This is a genomic window from Thermohalobaculum sediminis, assembly GCF_023487995.1.
GTDB lineage: Bacteria > Pseudomonadota > Alphaproteobacteria > Rhodobacterales > Rhodobacteraceae > Thermohalobaculum > Thermohalobaculum sediminis.
Map to the genome: position 1 here is coordinate 237,445 of NZ_JAMFKN010000005.1, position 20,052 is coordinate 257,496.

Annotated in this window: 16 protein-coding genes and 1 pseudogene; 8 read left to right on the top strand and 9 right to left on the bottom strand. The window is 71.5% G+C overall.

The features are described 5' to 3' along the window. Positions 1 to 52: 52 nt before the first annotated feature. The 3 genes from M1105_RS12510 to M1105_RS12520 form a co-directional block, all read right to left on the bottom strand. Entirely contained in the window at positions 53 to 862 is an 810-nt protein-coding gene (locus M1105_RS12510) for a GNAT family N-acetyltransferase (RefSeq protein WP_249580702.1), read from the bottom strand. 313 nt (positions 863 to 1,175) lie between these two features. Next, complete coding sequence (locus M1105_RS12515; protein ID WP_249580703.1) at positions 1,176 to 2,372, bottom strand: FAD-dependent monooxygenase; 1,197 nt, start codon at positions 2,370 to 2,372, stop codon at positions 1,176 to 1,178. Positions 2,373 to 2,404: 32 nt separating this feature from the next. Next, positions 2,405 to 2,863 carry a nucleoside deaminase gene (locus M1105_RS12520; RefSeq protein ID WP_249580704.1) on the bottom strand — a complete coding sequence of 153 codons (459 nt, stop codon included), beginning with the start codon at positions 2,861 to 2,863 and terminating at the stop codon, positions 2,405 to 2,407. An 88-nt stretch (positions 2,864 to 2,951) separates the two neighbouring features. Here M1105_RS12520 and M1105_RS12525 point away from each other — a divergent pair. From M1105_RS12525 to M1105_RS12535, 3 genes and pseudogenes are all read left to right on the top strand, one after another. Further along, positions 2,952 to 3,770, top strand: a pseudogene (locus M1105_RS12525) (pseudouridine synthase); the annotation flags it as partial. Between the two features lie 165 nt (positions 3,771 to 3,935). Further along, positions 3,936 to 4,349: a tetratricopeptide repeat protein gene (locus M1105_RS12530; RefSeq protein ID WP_249580705.1), complete on the top strand. Its 414-nt coding sequence runs from the start codon at positions 3,936 to 3,938 to the stop codon at positions 4,347 to 4,349. A 35-nt stretch (positions 4,350 to 4,384) separates the two neighbouring features. Next, positions 4,385 to 4,624, top strand: a complete 240-nt coding sequence (locus M1105_RS12535; RefSeq protein WP_249580706.1) for a hypothetical protein — start codon at positions 4,385 to 4,387, stop codon at positions 4,622 to 4,624. Positions 4,625 to 4,828: 204 nt separating this feature from the next. Here the strand turns inward: M1105_RS12535 and M1105_RS12540 are convergent, their stop codons facing one another. Then, positions 4,829 to 5,542, bottom strand: coding sequence for a YjbF family lipoprotein (locus tag M1105_RS12540; RefSeq protein ID WP_249580707.1), 714 nt, complete (start codon positions 5,540 to 5,542; stop codon positions 4,829 to 4,831). After that, positions 5,539 to 8,001 (bottom strand): YjbH domain-containing protein, encoded by a 2,463-nt coding sequence (locus M1105_RS12545; protein ID WP_249580708.1) that lies wholly within the window; start codon positions 7,999 to 8,001, stop codon positions 5,539 to 5,541. Before M1105_RS12545 ends, M1105_RS12540 begins: the two co-directional genes overlap by 4 nt. Before the next feature lie 247 nt (positions 8,002 to 8,248). Here M1105_RS12545 and M1105_RS12550 point away from each other — a divergent pair, with 247 nt between their 5' ends. Then, positions 8,249 to 10,591, top strand: a complete 2,343-nt coding sequence (locus M1105_RS12550; RefSeq protein WP_249580709.1) for an adenosylcobalamin-dependent ribonucleoside-diphosphate reductase — start codon at positions 8,249 to 8,251, stop codon at positions 10,589 to 10,591. 57 nt (positions 10,592 to 10,648) lie between these two features. Here the strand turns inward: M1105_RS12550 and M1105_RS12555 are convergent, their stop codons facing one another. Beyond that, positions 10,649 to 13,216 carry a mechanosensitive ion channel domain-containing protein gene (locus tag M1105_RS12555; protein WP_249580710.1) on the bottom strand — a complete coding sequence of 856 codons (2,568 nt, stop codon included), beginning with the start codon at positions 13,214 to 13,216 and terminating at the stop codon, positions 10,649 to 10,651. 220 nt (positions 13,217 to 13,436) lie between these two features. Between M1105_RS12555 and M1105_RS12560 the strand changes: the two genes are divergently transcribed. From M1105_RS12560 to M1105_RS12570, 3 genes are all read left to right on the top strand, one after another. Next, positions 13,437 to 14,447, top strand: coding sequence for an SPFH domain-containing protein (locus tag M1105_RS12560; RefSeq protein WP_249580711.1), 1,011 nt, complete (start codon positions 13,437 to 13,439; stop codon positions 14,445 to 14,447). Next, complete coding sequence (locus M1105_RS12565) at positions 14,447 to 14,938, top strand: NfeD family protein (RefSeq protein ID WP_249580712.1); 492 nt, start codon at positions 14,447 to 14,449, stop codon at positions 14,936 to 14,938. The genes M1105_RS12560 and M1105_RS12565 overlap by 1 nt, the downstream gene beginning before the upstream one ends. A gap of 155 nt (positions 14,939 to 15,093) precedes the next feature. After that, positions 15,094 to 16,248 (top strand): LysM peptidoglycan-binding domain-containing protein, encoded by a 1,155-nt coding sequence (locus tag M1105_RS12570; protein ID WP_249580713.1) that lies wholly within the window; start codon positions 15,094 to 15,096, stop codon positions 16,246 to 16,248. Positions 16,249 to 16,282: 34 nt separating this feature from the next. On the opposite strand, the gene M1105_RS12575 is transcribed toward M1105_RS12570, so the two are convergent. Then, on the bottom strand, positions 16,283 to 16,849 hold the full coding sequence (locus M1105_RS12575) for a gamma-glutamylcyclotransferase (protein ID WP_249580714.1): 567 nt from the start codon (positions 16,847 to 16,849) through the stop codon (positions 16,283 to 16,285). 64 nt (positions 16,850 to 16,913) lie between these two features. On the opposite strand from M1105_RS12575, the gene M1105_RS12580 reads away from it, so the two are divergent. Beyond that, complete coding sequence (locus M1105_RS12580) at positions 16,914 to 17,933, top strand: DUF2125 domain-containing protein (RefSeq protein ID WP_249580715.1); 1,020 nt, start codon at positions 16,914 to 16,916, stop codon at positions 17,931 to 17,933. Positions 17,934 to 18,076: 143 nt separating this feature from the next. Here the strand turns inward: M1105_RS12580 and M1105_RS12585 are convergent, their stop codons facing one another. After that, on the bottom strand, positions 18,077 to 19,117 hold the full coding sequence (locus M1105_RS12585) for an extensin-like domain-containing protein (protein ID WP_249580716.1): 1,041 nt from the start codon (positions 19,115 to 19,117) through the stop codon (positions 18,077 to 18,079). Beyond that, complete coding sequence (locus M1105_RS12590; RefSeq protein ID WP_249580717.1) at positions 19,114 to 20,052, bottom strand: prephenate/arogenate dehydrogenase family protein; 939 nt, start codon at positions 20,050 to 20,052, stop codon at positions 19,114 to 19,116. Before M1105_RS12590 ends, M1105_RS12585 begins: the two co-directional genes overlap by 4 nt.

A 20,052-nucleotide genomic window follows, 5' to 3' on the forward strand; every position in this document is an offset into this window, starting at 1 on the left:
GGCGCGCCCTCAGCTCGCGGGGCGAGCCTCGCGCGCGCCGCCCCCGCCGGCCTCACTTGGTGACGCGCCCGCCCGAAAAGCTCTCCGGGTCGATGGCGACGATGACGCGGTAGTCCGAGGGGACGACGCCGAGTTGCGCGCAGAGCCGCTCAGACGCCGTGTTCCCCTCCCGCACCCCCGTCATGAACCCCGGAAAGCCGTGGCGCTCGTGCATGGCGACGAGCGCCATCGCTCCCAGGATGCGCGCGATCCCCTGGCCTCGGCGGTCCGCGCGCGTCGCGAGCATTCCCCACCAGGCGTCATCGGGGAAGGCGCCGTCGGGGTGGTTGAGCGCGACCGAGGCCGCGGTCGCGACAGGCGCGCCGCCCGGCTCGCAGGCAACCAGGCAAACGCTGGGCTTCTCGGTCCCGCGCATGACCGAACCCATGGGCAGGAGGACACCGCAGGCGTCCGTCAGCCGGCTCACCGCTTCCAGGAAGTCGCCCGGCGTGTCCGGCCCGATCTCGGTGACGGCAAGATCGTCCGGCAGCGCCTGCGACGCCATCACCGCCCGGCTCGCCGCCACCGCGTCCGCGGCACCGTGCAACACGCGGAATTCGTCGGTCTTCATGCCGCGCGCGGCGATGGCGGCACGGAAACCCTCGGCCGCCTCGCCCGGTACGTAGATGCAGCTCGCCGCCCCCTGCAGCCGGGCGAGTGCAGCGACGATCTTTGGTGCATCGGCTGCGTGAGTCGTCAGCGACACCTGCCGGCCGTAGAAGGAGAAACGTGCATCCCCGGATGTCAGGCTCCGCATCGCGCGCGCCCTGGCAAGGAGCGCTCGCTGGTCGGGATTGCCGAAGAATTCGTCGGTGTCGTGCATGGCGCCCCAAGCCTCCTTCCGGACGGGAGCCGTCCGCGACCTTGAAGACGGTAAGAGAGCCTGCCTCGCAGGACAACGCCGTCCTCAGAATCTTGCCGAACGTGGTCTTCCTCCGCTGCACCCGGCCACGCGACCGGCATTCGGGCGCTTGAACCGCGCCATCCGGGCAAGACGGCGGCCATGGCCGGCTCCCGCGGCAAACGCGAAGGCGCGGGTTCACGCCCGCGCTACGTTCTGCGCGAAGATCGCATCACACTTGTTGAATTATTTTCTCGGTAATGCCCTCAGGCGTGAAAGCCGCGTGCGCCGATGCTCAGCGCGTCCCCATCCCCAGCCGCATCGCGAGGTGCCGCACCGGCGCGATGCCGTGGATTGCCCTCAGCCCCAGCCGGCGCAGGTCGCGCAAGGGCTGGGCCTCGGCCTGCGCGAAGCGGTTGAGCAGGTCCACCCCCGCCACGCGCGCGGCCATCTCAAGCCAGCGGGCACGGTGGTAGCGCGAGAGCAGGTCCGCTGCCCCGATGTCGCGCCCGGCGCGGTGGGCCTCGGCCACCAGCCCCGCCAGCGTCTCGATGTCGGCGAGGCTCATGTTCAGCCCCTGCGCGCCGATGGGCGGGATGACATGGGCGGCCTCGGCGATCAGGGCGAGGCGCTCGGCGTCGAGCCGGGCCGCGATCTGGCCGATGATCGGCCACACGGCGCGGGGGCTCGCGACCGTGAGAGGACCGAACAGCCCCATCGTCTCGGCCGTGATCTCGACGCCCAGCCGCGCGTCGTCCATCGCCGCCAGCTCGTCCGCGCGCGGGCCCGGCACCATCCAGACGACCGACGAGCAGGGCCGGCCATCGAGGTCGGGCATCGGCACCAGCGTCAGCGGCCCGCCGGTGCGGTGGATCTCGGACGACACGCCCTCGTGCGGCGCGGGATGGGTCACGCAGAAGACCAGCGTCTTCTGCCCGTAATGCCAGCGCCGCGCCGCGATGCCCGCGGCCTCGCGCAGGGCCGAGTCGCGCCCGTCCGCCGCCACCACCAGCCGCGCCCGGACCTGCCGACCGTCGGCCAGCACCGCCACCGCCTCGGTGCTGCGTCGCACGACGCGGGCGACGGTCGCGCGGTCGATCAGCCGGGCGCCCGGCAGGGCCGCGACCCGCTCGGCCAGCGCGCGGCGCGCGGCGCGGTTGGTGACGTTGTAGCCGAAGGGCCAGTCGCCCATCTCGCGCGCCTCGAACGGACAGTCCTCGCGGACATGGCGCCCCTCGCCCCCGGCATCGACCAGCCGCATGGTCCAGAGCGGCGTCGCGTCCGCCGCCATCGCCTGCCACGCGCCCGCGCGCTCGAGGGTCTCGACCGCGGGCATCAGGAACGCCGTGGTCCGCAGGTCGGGCCCTTCGGCGTCGGCCGGCAGGGGATCGACGCAGACCGCGCCAAGGCCATCCGCGGCGAAGCGTGCGGTGGCCGCGAGCCCCGCAAGCCCGCCACCCGCGACGAGGATGTCCGTCTCGATGATCTCCATGCCGTCAGAGCTAGACCGACCCGGCCCGCCCCTCAAGTCCCGTTGCGGCGGGTGGCGAAGAAGTCGCGCAGCAGCGCCCCGGCCTCGCCGGCGCCGATCCCGTCATAGACCTCCGGCACATGATGGCACTGGCGGTGCCCGAACACCCGTGCGCCATGGGCGACGCCGCCGGTCTTGGGGTCCTCGGCGCCGTAATAGAGCCGCCGGATGCGGGCGAGCGAGATCGCGCCCGCGCACATCGGGCAGGGCTCGAGCGTGACGTAGAGGTCGCAGCCGGTGAGCCGTTCCGACCCCAGCGTGGCCGCGGCAGCGCGGATCGCCAGCATCTCGGCATGCGCCGTGGGGTCGGCAAGCTCGCGCACACGGTTGCCGTCGGCCGCCAGCACACGCCCGTCGGGGCCGACGACGACCGCGCCGACCGGCGTCTCGCCGCGCCCGGCGGCGGCGCGCGCCTGCCAGAGCGCGTGATCCATGTGCGATGTGAATTCCATGGCGCGCGACGATGGACCGAAAGGCGGGACTGGCGCAACGCCCCTTTCTCCTCTCGCCAAGCGCCGGGGCTTGGCGTAGAGGAGGCGGATGCCGAAGCCTCCCGCCGACCGCCCCGCCGCCCGACGCGGCCCGAAGCCCGCCACCGCCCCGCGCGGGGGCAAGGCCGGCCGTCCCGCGGCGCCAGAACCCGCGTCGCCCGATGCGCCCGAGCGGATCGCAAAGCGGCTTGCGCGCGCCGGGGTCGCCTCGCGGCGCGAGGCCGAGCGCATGATCGTCGAGGGCCGCATCCGCCTGAACGGCCGGGTGCTCGACACCCCGGCCGTGACGGTGACCGGCGCCGACCGCATCGAGGTGGACGGCAGGCCCATTGCCGAGGCCGAGCCGACGCGGCTCTGGCGCTACTACAAGCCGGTCGGCCTCGTCACCTCGGCCAGCGACGAGAAGGGGCGCGAGACGGTCTTCGACCACCTGCCGGGCGACCTGCCGCGGGTGATGCCGATCGGGCGGCTCGATCTCAATTCCGAGGGGCTTCTTCTGCTGACCAATGACGGCGAGTTGAAGCGGCGGCTCGAGCTGCCCTCGACCGGCTGGCTGCGCAAGTATCGCGTGCGGGTCCATGGCAACCCCGAAGACGCGGCGCTCGATCCGCTCCGGCGGGGCATCGTCGTCGATGGCGAGCGCTTCCAGCCGATGACGGTCACGCTCGACCGCCAGCAGGGTGCAAATGCCTGGCTCACCATCGGTCTGCGAGAGGGCCGCAACCGCGAGATCCGCCGCGCGATGGAGGCCGTGGGCCTTACCGTCAACCGGCTGATCCGCCTCAGCTACGGCCCCTTCCAGCTTGGCGATCTCGCGCCCGGCGCGGTCGAGGAGGTGCGCGCCAGGGTGCTTGCGGACCAGCTCGGCACGGCCGCGTCGCGGCGCTGAGCCCGCCGCTGCACCGCCACGCCCGGGCGATGCCGGAGCTTTCCAAGTCACGCACGGGTATGTTATCCACGATGCCTGTTTGTGTGGTCGCCGCGATCGGCGGGTGTAGCGGGGCGTCCATGGTTCGTTGGACGGAGGGTTGACGTGAAGAGTTTTGCAGCAGTGGTAACCGCCACGGTGTTCCTCGGGCTCGCAGGGTGCTCGGGCTCCACAGGCGGAGGGGGGGCGTCCACTCAGGGCTCCGAATACGATCAGAATCTCGCGAGCGGCTTCGAGATGCTGCGCCAGCAGCGTTACGCAGACGCTCGGGCGGTGTTCATGGACATGGCGGGCAAATACCCCGAGGATGGCACCGTCGCGCTCGCGCTCGGGGTCTCGCATCACGAGCTTGGCGAATGGGACGCCGCCGAGGCGCAGTACCAGAAGGCGCTGCGGACAGGTAAGGATACCAGCGTCAAGGAGACGATCGAGGACGGCACCTCGAAGTCCGAGAGCACCACGATCGGCAAGCTGGCCGAGCTGAACCTCGAGAAGCTGAGCCAGGATCGCCCGAAATGAGTGTCCTGGCATTGACCACGAACAGGATCGAATCGATGACCCGAGTTGCGTTCGCCCTTGGCACGATCGTCGTGCTGGCCTTGTCGCCCGTCGCGGGCCATGCCCAGGTTGCCGGAGTGCCGGCCGAGAAGAAGGCCGCGGGAATTCCCCCGGAGGCGGTGGCGCTGGGCGCCGCGGCGCTGATCGGGGGCGGCGTGGCGATCGCCCTGTCGGGCGGCGGCGGCGGCGGCTCGACGACCTCGACGACCGGAACCACCACCCCTCCCGCGGAGTAAGACCCGCGAGAGCGCTGCCGGATGGCCAGGGCTTGACGGCCCTGCGTGCGGCGTGTGCCCGTGATCTGGCCTGAGCCGCGCGACATGGCGGGCGGCGCGGGTCGGGGCCGACGACCAACCCGCCATTCGCGGAGACTTGACCCGGCCGCCGCCGCGCAGGGCGGACGTGCACGCTTCGTGCGAGCGGCGGGCATGCGCCGCGGCTCAGGCCGCGGGTCGCGGCCGCAGAAGTTCGATGATGACGGGCCGAATCTCGGGGCCTGTCCACTGCTGCGAGCGGCGTATCACGCCTGTCAGGGGCTCGACCCAGTAGGTGTTCTCGAAGCTGCGGCGGCTGTTGGTGCAGGTCTCGACGATGCGCACGGTCTCGTGGCGCTCGATGACGTCGATGTTCTCGCGCACCACGCGGTCGAAGACGCAGGTGACGGTGATCGAGAAGTTGGCAAGGTCGCGCAGGCGGTACTGGTATTCGCGGTCGACCTGCCCCGGCCATTCCTCGAGCGGCAGCGGGTGCGCGACCGGGTCCTCGCGCTGGTAGCGCACCGCGAGCAGGTCCTGCCCGAAGCCGTATGTCCCGGCGACCGCGCCTCCCCGCAGCCTGAGGCCGCGCCGGTTCTGGTCCTGGAAGTTCAGGAACTCGTCGCCCGCATCGGGGGCAGCGCTCAGCACGATGCGCTGCGCCCCCGCCACCGTGAGGGCGATCATCGGCCCCGGGGATTGTGCGAGCACCTCCACCGGCATCGCGCCCGTGGGCATCTCGAGCGGGGCGGGGGCCGCCGCCCGCCCGATCCCGAGGCTGTTCGCCACCAGCCCGGCATAGTCGCGGTAGGGCGCCGCGGTCTCGTCCCCGCTGCTGCAGGCGGCCGCGAACAGGGCCAGCATGGCGAGCCCGCTGCGGCTGAGGGTGGCGCGCGTCATTCCCAGAACCCTCCCCAGCGCGTCCTCAGGCCGCCCCGGTCGGCATCACGCACCATCGGGTAGAGGCGGTTGGCCACGATCAGCCGCTGGCCGCCGTCGCGGGTGACGGGACGGATCGTGGTCGAATAGGCGCTGCGCCCCTCGAAGGGCAGGAGCCAGTTGAACGGGATGGTGAGCGTGATGCCCTTGTCGAAGCTGCCCTCGCCGAACTCGTCGAACGGCACGTCGGTAAGGGTGAAGAAGGCGCCGATCTCCCAGCCATTGGCGAAGCGGCGGGTCAGCGAGAAGGTGCCGCCCCAGTCCCCCGCCAGGTAGCGCCCGGCATCGACCTGCGCGGCCACGCCGTAGATCCCCGTGTCCCAGTAGAGCGAGGCGTGACCGGTGAAGACGTCATAGTCCTGGAAGCCGAAATACCCCTCGAAATCGCGCTGCTGCACCCAGTTGATCTCGGCCCCGAGGCCCCAGGACTGGTCGACCGGCTTCCACAGGAGCTCGGCCCCGACGCCGCCGAACATGCGCTCGAACAGTCCGCCCGACAGGCGTGCATAGGTGTCGTCCGCGACCTTGGTCACGTAGTCGCCGGTCATGCGCGAGATGACGGGCGTGTCGGTGCGGAAATACTCGGCGATGTCGGATCGCACGCGGGGCAGGGTGGAATCCGACTCGCGCTCGATGTCGTCCAGGTTGCCAACGATCCGCTGGGTCACCTCGGTCGAGGCCGAGAGCCCGGGCAGAACCTCGACGGTGCCGAGCGCGAGCACCTGCAGATCGGCCCGCAGCGGGCTGTCGGGGTCGAAGGCGTTGATCGGCACATAGGGCCCGAACGAGTACGATGCGCGGGGGAAGAGATCGTCGGTCCCCTCGATCGCGCTCCAGTCGGGCCGGGGAGCTTCGGACAGGGTCGCTGAGGCCCAGACGTCCCGCGCTCCGTCGGGCTGGTCGGCGAAATCCTCGAGGTCCGAGCGAAGCATCGCGATCGTCGCGACGGGCAGGCTGTTCTCGACGGGGACGATCTCGAAGGTCTCGATCGAGGCGGGCATCGTGCGGCTCAGGGCGCGAGCGGTGCGGCCGATGGCGCGCGGCATCGCGAAGAAGCGGCGGTTCTCGACATAGACCCGCACGCGGGTCGGGAAGAGCTCGATCCCGAAGAGGTCGAGCCCGTCCGCGGAAAGCGCGGCACCCAGCGCCTCGGCCACCCGCGCGCGCTCGGCGTCGTCGTCGTGCCAGCCGGTGGGATGGTCGGCGGCCGCCCGGCGCGCCGCCCGGATCGCCCGCTCACCGGCTGGGCGAAGGGCGACGGTGCAGACGACCCGCCCGTCGGCGCGCGCAAAGGTCACGAGATCGACCGCCTCGAGATCCGCGTCGATGCCCGTGGCGGTGGCGGCCGGGCAGGCGTCGTCGGCCGAGGGGGGCAGGACCGCGCGGGCGCGGCGGACGCCATCGGCGCCGGTCTCCAGCGTGACCTCGCGCAGTCCCGCCTCGCGGTAGTCGATGATCGGCGCGGTGCCCGTAACCAGATCGACCGTCTGGCCGAGCCCGACCGCGGGGGCATCCGCGGGCGGCAGGCTGCGGTGGCGCAGCGGCAGGGCCGCTGGTTCCGTGTCGAAGGGTGCGGGCGGCGAGAAGGGGTTTCCCGAGAGCGTCAGCCGCACGCCAAACTCGGAGCCATAGACGTAATAGGCGCCGATCTCGACGCTCTCGACGGGCCGGTACTCGACGCCGAAATTGACCGGGATCTCGCGCTCGAACTGGCCCGAGGCCTCCTCGCGCGCATAGTCGTCGCTGGAGAGCTCGACCTTGAGCGCGAGCCCCTCGATCGGCGTGTCCCACTGGATGCCGCCGAAGAAGCCCATGTCCTCGCCCTGGAAGAAGCGACCGAAATTGACCTCGCCGCCCACCCCGTCGAAGTCACCCCGGTCGCAGAAGCTGTCAATGGCCGAGCAGAACACGTTCTCGGTCGTGTTGGCGGTGCCTAGCCGCCCCCAGCCGACGCCGCCGGTCAGCACGACGCTGCCGTCGAAGAAGCGCTTGCTGGCGGCGAGATACTCGGCCGAGTAGATGCCCGTGCCGAGGAAGTCCTGAAGGCCCACGACGACGTTCGGCCAGGTCTCGGACTCGCGCAGCACCCTGAACTTGATGTCGAAGCTGCGGTCGTAGAGATCGCCCGTGCCGCCCTGCAGGAAGTCGTTCAGGATGCTGTAGCGGAATGCCGCCTCGATGCCGGGGAAGATCTGCGCCGAAAGCGTGTTGCGCATGTATTCGCCGAAGTAGGACGAGGTGATGCTGATCTGGCCGTCCGGCTGCATCTCGGCCGAGGGCATGTCGATGAGGCCGGTGACGCCATAGAGGTTGTGGTGCGGCCGCTCGGGTTGCAGGGGCGCCTCGCCACGCACCGCCACTGGCAGCGCCAGCGCCGCACAGGCGCACAGCCACCCCGCGGCTGACGTAAGGTCGCGCAACACCCCTTCGGAGCCCCCGCTCGCATTGCCTCACGCGGTCTTCTCCGAACCGCGCAAAGGCAGCCTACGGGTTTGAACTTCCCCCAACAATGCGTTTTCTCTGATCGAGAATCCCCTTTCGCGAAGCCGCGTGTCGGGCGCAACAGTCGGTGCCCGCGCGCCATGCGCGCGCGCATCGCGCCGTTGACCCCGGCCGCGCGCGTTCCTAGGATGTTCCGCCCGCTCCGCAGGATCACAGGATGCGCCTATGACCGCTTTCACCGCCCCGATCGCCCGGCAGATCTGGGACATGAAGTATCGTCTCAAGACGCCCGCGGGCGAGCCGGTCGATGCCGGCCTCGACGACAGCTTCCGCCGCGTCGCGCATGCGCTCGCCGCGGTCGAGGCCGAGCCCGCCGCATGGGAGCCCCGCTTCCGCGCGGCGCTGGAGGGGTTCCGCTTCCTGCCCGCCGGGCGGATTCTTGCGGGCGCGGGCACGGGGCGGTCGGTCACGCTGTTCAACTGCTTCGTGATGGGAACCATCCCCGACTCGATGGAAGGCATCTTCGAGTCGCTCAAGGAAGCCGCGCTGACAATGCAGCAGGGCGGCGGCATCGGCTACGACTTCTCGACCATCCGTCCGCGCGGGGCGCCGGTGAAGGGGGTCGGGGCCGACGCCTCGGGGCCGCTCAGCTTCATGGATGTCTGGGACGCGATGTGTCGCACGATCATGTCCGCGGGCTCGCGGCGCGGCGCGATGATGGCGACGATGCGCTGCGATCACCCCGACATCGAGGCCTTCGTCGAGGCCAAGCGCGATCCCGCGCGCCTGAGGATGTTTAACCTGTCGGTGCTGGCAACCGACGCCTTCATGGCGGCGGTCGAAGCCGACGGGTCCTGGGACCTCGTGTTCGAGGGCACTGTCTACAAGACCCTGCCCGCGCGCGACCTGTGGCACCGCATCATGCGCGCGACCTACGACTATGCCGAGCCCGGCGTGATCTTCATCGACCGGATCAACCGGCTCAACAACCTCTGGTATGCCGAAGAGATCGCCGCCACGAACCCCTGTGGCGAGCAGCCCCTGCCGCCCTATGGCGCGTGCCTGCTGGGCTCGATCAACCTCGCGGCGATCACCCGCGACCCGTTCGGCGCGGGTGCGGGCATCGATCCGGACGAGCTGGCCGAGCTGGTCGCGGTCGCGGTGCGGATGATGGACAACGTGGTCGATGTCTCGCGCTTCCCGCTGCCGCAGCAGGCTGCCGAGGCGCAGGCCAAGCGCCGCATCGGGCTCGGTGTCACCGGGCTCGCCGATGCGTTGGTCATGTGCGGGCTGCGCTATGGCACGCCCGAGGCCGTCGCGCAGACCGGCGCTTGGCTGCGCGCGATCCGCGATGCGGCCTACCGCGCCTCGGTCGATCTTGCGCGCGAGAAGAGCGCGTTCCCGCTGTTCGAGCGCGAGAAGTTTCTGGCGGGCGAGACCGCCGCCGCGCTGCCGCAGGACATCCGCGAGGGCATCGCCCGGCACGGCATCCGCAACGCGCTCCTGACCTCGATCGCGCCCACGGGCACGATCTCGCTGTTCGCGGGCAATGTCTCGTCGGGGATCGAACCGGTGTTCGCGCTGTCCTACACGCGCAAGGTGCTGCTGCCCGACGGCACGCGCACCGAGGAGGAGGTGGTCGACCACGCGCTGGCCCGCTGGCGCGGTCTGAGGGGGCCGGAGGCGCCCTTGCCTGCGGCTTTCGTGACCGCCCAGGACCTGCCGCCCGAGGCACATGTCGCGATGCAGGCCGAGGCGCAGAAATACATCGACAGCTCGATCTCGAAGACCATCAACCTGCCCGCCGAGATTCCCTTCGACGATTTCGAGGGGGTCTATCTCGCCGCATGGCGATCGGGCTGCAAGGGCTGCACGACCTACCGTCCAAACGAGGTCACCGGGTCGGTGCTGTCGGTGGCCCCCCAGCCCCGGGCGCAACCGGCGCCAGAGCCCGGAGAGAGCCCCGCCGCCACCGTGGCGGCGCGCGGCGTCGGCGAGGCGCCACCGCCACGGGCGGGCGATGTCGTCTGGATCGCCGAGCCGCTCAGCCGGCCCGAGACGCTGGAGGGCATCACCTACAAGCTGAAATGGCCCGACAGCCCGCACGCCATCTACATCACCATGAACGATGTCATCGTCGGCGGGCGCCGGCGGCCCTTCGAGATCTTCATCAACTCGAAGAACATGGAGCACTACGCCTGGACCGTGGCGCTCACCCGCATGATCTCGGCCGTGTTCCGGCGGGGCGGCGATGTGAGCTTCGTGGTCGAGGAGCTCAAGGCCGTGTTCGACCCGCGCGGCGGCGCCTGGCTGCGCGGGCGCTACGTGCCCTCGATCCTTGCCGCCATCGGCGGGGTGATCGAGCGCCACCTCGTGGATATCGGCTTCATCGAGGCCGAGGGCATGGGCCTTGCCGCCGACCCGGCCGCCGGCACCGGCAGCGATCGGCTTGCTGTCGGGCAGGACCGCCCGATCCCGTCGGCCTGCCCGAACTGCGGCAGTTTCAACACCGCGCTGCGCGAGGGGTGCGAGGTCTGCCTCGATTGCGGCCACTCGAAATGCGGCTGAGCGAGGGGCTCGCCCAACCGGCCTGACGACCGGGCGCCGCATTTCCGACGCGGGCGCTCAGCGCCCGTCCTCCTCGCCCTGTGGCTCGTCGTCGGGCAGCGGGGTGTCCTGCGTCGGCGCCTTCGCCTTGCCGCGCGGCCGGGGCTTCGCCCCTTCGGCGGGCGCGGCGCGGCCCTCGACCAGGGCGCGCGCGATCCGGCTCTCGGCCAGGGCGACTGGCGCGGGCGGGGCGGAGCCGTCCTTCCCCTCTCCGAACCAGATCGTCATGTGCGGGAAGGGGATCTCGACGCCGGCCGCGTCGAAGCGCTTCTTTACCGCCTCGTTGTAGGCGCGCCCGACACCCCACTGGTCGCCCGGCCGCGTCTTGATGCGCGCCCGCAGCATCACCGCCGAGTCGCCCAGCGCCTGCACGCCGAACCATTCGAGCTCGCCGAGGATCTTGCTGCCGAGCTCGCTGTCCGCGCGCAGCGTTTCGAAGGCCTCGAACATCAGCGCCTTCGCCTCGTCGATGTCCTCGCGATAGGCGATGCCGATGTCGGCGACATGGTAGGCGAAGCCGCGCATGTAGTTCGACACGGCATCGACCGAGCTGAACGGGATGATGTGGAACACGCCCTGCACGTCGCGCAGGCTGACCGACCGGATGGTGAGCTTCTCGACCGTTCCCGTGGTGCTGCCAAGCGTCACCACGTCGCCCACGTTGATGGCGTTCTCGAACTGGATGAAGATGCCGGTGATGATGTCCTGCACCATCCTCTGCGCGCCGAAGCCGATGGCGAGGCCGACGACACCGGCCGAGGCGATGAGCGGCGCGATGTCCACCCCGATCCGCGACAGCGCGAACATCCCCGTGATCACCGCGATCGCGATGGTCGCGGCGTTCCGGAGCAGCGACAGCAATGTCTGCTCGCGCGAGGTGATCCGCCGGCCGCGCGACGGCGTCAGGCGATAGTCGATCCAGCTTGCAAGCCCAAGCCACACGGCGAAGCCGCCCATGACGATCAGGCCGACCGCGACCAGCGTCCCGGCGAGATCGACGCCCAGCGCGCCCGCAAGCCAGCCCTCGATGTCCGCGAGACCCATCACGTGGAGCGCATAGGCGACCACGGCCAGCATGACGACGAAGCGCACCAGCTTGAGGAAGCCGGGGACGAAAGTGTTGATCCGCCGCTCGAGCAGCGGCAGCCGCTCGGTGACCGCGCCGGGCAGGATCACGCCATGCGTGCTCGCCCGGCCGAGAACGGCCATGACGAAGGCGCCAAGCAGCGCCGCGCCGATGATCTTTCCGGTGGCGCTGAGGATCGGGGCGATGTTCCCCGACTGACGCACCGTCGCGGAGAAGATCGCCAGCAGGAACACCACCACGCCGATGTGCCAGAAGCGCGAGAGATAGGCGATCAGCTCGATCGTCACATCGCCCCCGGCCGCCGCCGCGCGTGCCTCGAAATGCGCCCTCGGCGCCTTGCGGTGACGGATCGCGAGCGCCATCGCGGCGAACAGCACGACGCCCGTCACCACGACGGAAACCGCGCGCGCGGTGAAGAGATTGACCGCCTCGCGCACCACCGGGACCGCGAGCATGAGGCCGTAGCCGAGGATGCCGATCAGCACGGCGCCCCAGCGCAACCAGTGGGCGGCGGTGGCGTCCGACATCGGTGTCAGCCGCAGTGTCGGAACCTTGGGGGCCAGCACGGTCCGGACGGCGGCGCAGCCAAGGCCCACCAGCACGAAGGCGTTGAGAAAGAGCGCCTGGTGGAACTCGATCTCGCCGGCCGGCTCGAGGAGGACGAGCGCGAGCGCATGCCCGCCCGCGGCCGCGAGCAGAACACCAAGCATGTCGAGGAGCGCGGCGCCCGAAACCGCGCCAGCCTTCCGCAATGGGCCGTAGCTTTCGGCCGCGCGCCCGATGCGCCGCCGCGCCGGCGTCAGCACGAGGCCGAGCGCAAGGCGGGCAGCCACCGTCACCGCGACCACCACCGCGAGCGCCCGGAGGGCGGCGGCGAAGACCGTGAGATCCGCGTCCGCGAGGCCGGCGAGGCGACGCCCCGTGGCCCGGAGCCCGCTCACGAATGCCTGGAAGCGCGCGGCCGAGTGCGCCGCGGTCTCGCGCGTGAAATCGGCGATCCGCGTTCCAAGCGGCGCCTCGGCCGCGGCAGCATCCTGCCCGGCCTCAAGCGGCGCGGCGGCGCCGCCCGCAGCAAGCTTCTCGAGTTCCGTGATCAGGCGCTCACGCGCCACCGGGTCGCGCAGGACCGAGATCAGCGCGCCGGCCTCGCCCGCCGGCGCCGCGGGTGCCGCCGCAGCTTCCGGGGACGCGGGGGCAGCCGCAGCGGCGGGCGATGCCGGTGCAGGCGCCGCTGTGGCGTCCGAAGCCTCGGGCGCGGGCGTCTCCGGCGCGTTGGCGCCGGGCTGCGCTTCATCCGGCGCCTCCGTCGTGACGCGCGCATCAGCGGGAATCGCCGGGCCGCGCGCGCGCTCGGGCTCGGCCGATGGCTGGGGCGCGCCGGCCTGCGTGCCCTCGGCCGGGGCAGTGGTCTGCGCGGATGCATGGGGCGCGAGCGAAAGCGCGAGGATGATGGAAAAAAGAAGGCGCCCGGCGGCGCCCCTGCGCGCAAAGCCTGTCATGATTTGTCTCGCCTCTTCTTCGGGGGCGGGTCGGCCGCGCGGGTGTGGTCCGCCCGGCTGTTCAGGGCGCAGAAGGGACCGAGGCGGCGGCCGTGTCAACCTTGCGCACACGGTCAGGTCGCGCATGCGTCGGGCGGGATTGTGATTCGCCGCCGCAGCCGCCAGATTTTCACGGGGCCGATCGCGTCGGGCGCGGCCGTCGGGGGAGGGAGCAGCCTGCATGAACGGGATCGGCGAAGATATCGGCGTCTTTCAGATTGCCGTCATCGTCCTTGTCATATTCACGGTCATCGTCATCAGCCGCGCGGTGCGGACCGTCCCGCAGGGCGAGGAATGGACCGTCGAGCGCTTTGGCCGCTACGTCCGGACGCTGGGCCCCGGCTTGCGGTTTCTCTGGCCGGTGATCGACCGCGTCGGGCACAAGATGAACATGATGGAGACCGTGCTCGACATCCAGGGGCAGGAGGTCATCACACGGGACAACGCGATGGTCCATGCTGATGCTGTCGCCTTCTACCAGGTGATCGACGCGAGTCAGGCCGCCTACGAGGTGCGCGACCTCGAGAATGCGCTGCAGAACCTGTCGATGACGAACATCCGCTCGGTGATCGGCGCGATGGATCTCGACGACGTGCTGTCGAACCGGGACGTGATCAACTCCAAGCTCCTGGCGATCATCGACGAGGCGGCGCATCCCTGGGGCGTCAAGGTCACGCGCGTCGAGATCAAGGACCTCTCGCCCCCCGCCGACATCGTCGCCGCCATGGGCCGCCAGATGAAGGCCGAGCGCGACAAGCGTGCCGACGTGCTTCAGGCCGAGGGTCTCAAGCAGGCGGCGATCCTGAAGGCCGAGGGCGTGCGCGAGAGCCAGGTGCGCGAGGCCGAGGGCCGGCGCGAGGCGGCCTTCCTCGACGCCGAGGCGCGCGAGCGGCTGGCGCAGGCCGAGGCGAAAGCGACCGAGATGGTCAGCCGCGCCATCGCCGAGGGCGACATCCAGGCGGTCAACTATTTCGTCGCGACGAAGTACACCGAGGCGCTGCGCGACATCGCGGCGAGCCCAAGCTCGCGCGTGGTGATCCTGCCGATCGAGGCCGGCGGCATCGCCGGCGCGGTCGCCGGCATTGCCGAACTCACGCGGACCATCGGCCAGCCCGGCCGCGACGGCGGGGCGTCGGGCGGCGCGCCGGCATCCGGCGGTTCGGGCGCTGGCGGCCCCTGGGGGGCTGCGTGATGCCGCAGGTCGATCTCTTCGCCTTCCTCGACGGGGCGTCGGCCTGGTGGTGGGTTGCGCTCGCGCTTGCGCTCGGCGCGGTCGAGGTCGTGACGTTTACCTATTTCCTGCTCTGGCTCTCGCTTGGCGCGCTGACCGTGGCGGGGCTGCTGTTCGTCGTGCCGGACGCGACCGGGACGACGCAGGTCCTGGTCTTCGCGGTCGCGACCCTGGTGATCGCGATGGCTGGCTGGGGTTGGCTGCGGCTCCGGCAGCGGGCCGACAGCGCGCCCGGGACCGGCCTGAACCGGCGCGCGGCCCAGCTTGTCGGCCGCACGGCGGTGGTCTCGGGACCGTTTCGCGCCGGTGTCGGCATGGTCGAGATCGACGGCGTGAGCTGGCGCGCGCGCCTCGCGCCCGACGCGGGGCACGCATCCGAACCCGCACCCGGCAGCCTGATGCGCGTCCTCGCGGCCGAAGGCGCAACGCTGCTGGTCGATGCCTCGGCCTGATGGGGAGAACCCGCCTCGCCTGTGCGCCCGGCCTCCGCGGGTCGATGCGGAGGGGGCTTGCCCTGCTGTAATAATTTGTTAAGAATGCCGGCTAAAATTCGGCAAAATATGGAAAACGGCCGCTTTCTCCGCTGATCTTCCGAGAGGGTGCTTACATGGTGGAACGTATCGGGGTCGTTGGCGTCCGCGCCGCCGTGGTGGCGGCAGCCGTTCTTCTCGGGGCCGAGACCGACGCCGCGGCGCAGGGAGCCGGCCCGATCGCCTGCGGGACCTTCTATACCGTGGTGCGGGGCGACACGCTCCACTATATCGCCTCGCGCGCCTATCCGACGCCCGACTACCTCGCGATCTTCCGCGCGAACAGCGGCTTCATGCGTTCGCCGGCCGAGATCGAGGTGGGCGACCAGCTGCTCATCCCCTGCCTCGACGGTAGCGGATTCCAGACGCGGGAGGCCGCGCTTGCGGCGCTCACGCCCGGCGCGGAGGCGGCGACATCCGCCCCGGCCGCCGAGGGGACGGTCGCGCCGGCTCCGGCGGGGCCCGCGGCGGGCGGGGCGCTGGGCGGTGCGCTCGCGCGCCTATTCGTGCTTCCCGACGCGGCGCCCTTTGCCGGCAAGCGATTGCCGGAGGGCGGCATGGCGACCGAACTCGTCTCGCGCGCCATGCTGCGGGCGCCGACGCCGGTGGATTACGAGGTGGTGTTCGACGAGGTCGCGGACGGCGACATGAGCAGCGCGCTCGATGCGCTGGCCGAAGGCAGGTTCGATCTGGCCTTCCCCGCTGCCCGGCCCGATTGCGAGAATGCGGCGGCGCTGAGCGGCGTGGAGCGCCGGCTGTGCGAGAGCTTTGCCTTCTCTGCGCCGGTCGCCGAGGTCGAGACCCGGTTCTACGTTCGCGCCGGTGATGGCCTCGCTGCCGCGTCCGATGCCGCGTCGCTGAGCGGGCAGCGGCTCTGCCGCGCGGCGGAGCGCTTCGGGGGCGGCCTGCCGCACCTGCCGGAGGCGCAGCTTACGCGCGCGCCACGGACGCGGGATTGCCTCGACCAACTCGCGGCGGGTGCGGTCGACGTGGTCGCGGCGAGCGGCCCGGGCCTCGATCGGGTCGAGGGCCGCTTGCGGCTCGCGGACGCCGCCGTCGAGGCGAGCGGCCTGCGCCGGCGCCAGACCATCCACGTGATCGCCCCGCGCGATGCGGCGCGCGGACAGGTGTTCCTCGGCGCGCTCGACAACGGCCTCGATGCCATCCGCCGGTCGGGCGAATGGTCGGAGGTGGTCGGCAACCATCTCGCTGTCGAGCCCGGCACGATCTGAGTGCCGCGATCGGGCGCTCGGCGGCAGCCGGCGCTCAGCGGGCCGCGGAGGGAGATGGCGCGTCCCCGGCGAGCGTGCGCACGCGCAGGTCGAGTTCGGCCAGCGCCCCGTCCTCGACGCCAAGCTCGCGCAGATGCGCGACCGTGTTGTGCAGGTAATCGCGGTTCGTCCCGGCGGGTCCAGCGGCGCAGGCGATGATTCGCGCCTGCTCGTCAAGCCCGAGCCCGCCGCAATACTGCGGGTGCGTCCGGTCGAGGATGTAGCAGATCGCGTCCACGGTCTCGCCGCCTTCGAGCGCGACGGGGTGGAGGACCTCGAAATAGCTCCGCGTGACCAGCTCGCGCTCGGCGAGATAGGTCCGCACCGCCTCGGCGCGCGTCGGGCAGATGCGGAAGGCCATGCCCGTGCACGCGGCGTTCGGGTCCCAGTCGAGACCGAGCACCAACCCCGGCGCCTCGGGCGTGCCGCGATAGCGCACCGAGCGCAGCGCGAAGGCACGGCGGTAGCCCTGCAGCCGCGCCATGCGCCGCTCGAGATACTCGAACCCCGGCCGCCACATCAGCGAGCCGTAGCCGAAGACCCAGAATCCGCCGTCCGACATGGTGTTGCCACCCTCCATCGCATGTGAGGTATAACCCTCGCCGATCCGGTGCAAGGAGAGGCCGATGGTCCGTGCCCTGAATTTCGCCACGCTGTCGGTGGTCCTCGCCGCGGCGGGCTGGGTCGCCTGGTGGATGATCGCCGCGCGCGGGCAGGAGGCCGCGCTCGCACGCTGGTTCGAGAGCCGCGCCGCCGAGGGCTGGCAGGCCGAGATGGCGGCGATCGCGACCACCGGGTTCCCCAGCCGCTTCGACACGCTGATCCGGCAGCCCGCGCTGTCGGATCCCGACGCCGGCTGGGCCTGGAGCGCGCCCGAGTTGCGGCTCGAGCGGCCTGCGCTCGACCCGACCCACGTCACCGCCGAGTTCCCGTCGAGCCAGACCCTGGCCGTCCCCGGCGAGCGCGCGAGCGTCGAGAGCCGCGAGATGACGGCCGTGCTTGCGCTGTTTCCGGGGATTGCATTGCAGCTTCGCGAGGGCAGCGTGCTTGCGCGCGGCCTTGCGGTTGCCGGCCAGTCGGGCTGGCGCGCGGGCGCGGAGCTGGTCGATGCGTCGGTGCGGCGCCGGACCATCGCCGGCGAGCCACCCGAGACGCACGAGCTCGAAGCCACCGCCGAGCGGGTTTTGCTGCCCGAGGCGCTGATGCGCCGGATCGACCCGTCCGGCGTCCTTTCGCCCGAAGTCTCGGCGCTGCGGGCCGATGCGTTGTTCGTCCCCGACCGCCCGCTCGATCGCGCCGTGATCGAGGAGGGCCGCATCGGCCTGCGCACGCTGGTGCTGCGCCGGGTCGCGCTCGACTGGGACGGCATGGGCCTCACCGCGCGGGGGCGTCTCGACGCGGACGCCGCTGGACTCGCGGAAGGGGAGGTTGCGCTTACGCTGAACGATTGGCGCCGGATGATTGCGGTTGCGCGCACGACCGGCGCGCTCAGCGTCGAGGTCGCCGATGCCGTCGAGGCGGCGCTCGGGCTCATCGCGATTTTCAACGGCTCGGGCGCGCTCGATGTCACTGTGAGCTTCGCGGGGGGCAGGGCGCGGATCGGGCCGGTACCCGTGGGTCCCGCGCCGCGCTTGCTGGCGCCGTGAGCCCGGCCCGCCGGGATTCGTGGATAGCCGGGAACCACTTGCGGCCGGCGGTGTTCATTGCCTGCCGGGCGCCGTTTTCTTGCGCTCGCACTCTCACCCCGGAAGGCGGCGGGCGCCCGGCAGTTCCCTCTCCCGAACCGGTCTCAGCGGCAGTAGGTGTCGCCGTTGCGGCGCGCCGTGTCGAGGTGGAAGTGATCGTGATGGAAGCGGTCGGCCGCCGGCCCGAGCACAGTCATGAACAGGCCGCACGAATGCCGGTGCAGCGCGCCGAGGAACTTGCCCTCCGCGCCGCGGCCCCAGTCCTCGCGGACCGAGATGCGGCGTCCGTCGGCCAGCCGGAAGCCGCCCACGTCGATCGCCCTCCCCATCGCGTGCTCAGAAATGCGCCCGCCCGGCCGGTTGTTCCGGGTGCGGCAGGAATAGCTGCCCATCACGTCGACCTCGACGATGCGGCTGCCGAAATGCTGGCGTGCCAGCGGCTCGGCCACCCCGGTCAGCCAATGCGCGACGCGCCGCGCGGTCGGGCAGTCGAGCGTCGCGGGCGTGTCGAAGGCGACGCCCGAGACAGCCGTCAGGCGGACCGGATGGGTGATCCCGCAGGGCGCACCGAGATCGCCGATCGGTGGAATCACGGCCCCCGCGAGGCGCGGGTCACGGCATACGAACTGATCGGGCTGCGGCGCGATCGCGCCGGGCGCGGGCGTCCTGGGGGCGAGAATGGCCGACGGGTCGAGCGCGGCGAGCTTGGCTGACTCGGACGGCGGGCGACGGGCCGCGTCGGGTCCGACGGGGCGCCGCGGTGGAAACGGCACGGCAGGGCCGCCGGCCGCGACGGCGCCGGTCGGGTTCGTGGGCTGCGGCGTCGTTGCCGCGTCGCCCGACGGGCGCGACGCCGCGTCCTGCGCAAGGCCCCGGGCGATGTCCTGCGTTACGCCCTGGATGGTGCGCGCGACGTCCGCCTCGGGCGGCACGGGCGCATCGGTTGGGGCAAGGCCGTTCCCGGTGTCGGATGCCGCGACGGTCGGTGCCTCGGCCGCAGCCGGCGCGATGCCGGCGACCGCGCTCGAAGGCACCGCGGGCGCGGCCGTGTCATCCTGCATGACCGGGCGGTTTGGCGGAAGCGGTGCTGCGACGAGCGCCCAGAGCGCGAGAGCGAGTGCTGCGGCCCCGGGCGCGACCGTCATCCGGCGCGCTCCTTCTCGGTGCGGGCGATGCGGCCGAAATCGGGTGCCGCAGTGTCCTGCCCGGCCTCGATGATGCCGCGCCGGATGGCGCGCGTGCGCGTGAAGTAATCGAACAGGTATTCGCCGTCGCCCATGCGGATCGCCCGCTGCACGACGAACAGCTCCTCGGCGAAGCGGCCGAGAATGTCGAGCACCGCCTCGCGGTTGTTCAGGAACACGTCGCGCCACATCGTCGGGTCCGAGGCCGCGATGCGCGTGAAGTCCCGGAAACCCGCCGCCGAATAGCGGATCACCTCGGAGTCGGTGACCCGACGCAGGTCGTCCGCGACACCGACCATCGTGTAGGCGATGGCATGGGGCACATGGCTCGTGACGGCGAGCACGAGGTCGTGGTGCTCGGGCGTCATCTCGTCGGTGCGCGCGCCCAGCGCCTCCCAGAACGCGCGAAGGCGCGCGGTGGCCGAGGGCTCGCCATCGGGCAGCGGTGTCAGGATGCACCAGCGATTGTCGAAGAGCTCGGCGAAGCCCGATTCCGGGCCCGAATGCTCGGTGCCCGCCAGCGGATGGGCCGGCACGAAATGGACGTGCCCCGGCAGGTGCGGGGCCATCTGGGCGATCACGGACGCCTTGACCGAGCCGACATCCGAGACGATCGCGCCCGGCGCCAGCGCAGGCCCGATCTCGGCCGCGACGGCACCGCAGGATCCCACGGGGACGCAGACGATCACGAGGTCGGCGCCGCGCACCGCCTCGGCGGCGGTCTCGGCCACGCTGTCGCAGAAGCCCAGCCGCCGCGCGGTCTCGCGCGTGGCGGCCGAGCGCGCGTAACCCGCGATCTCGCCCGCCGCGCCCGAGCGGTGCGCGGCCCAGGCGATCGACGAGCCGATCAGCCCGAGGCCGATCAGCGCGACCCTGCGGAAATGCGGCTCCGCCAT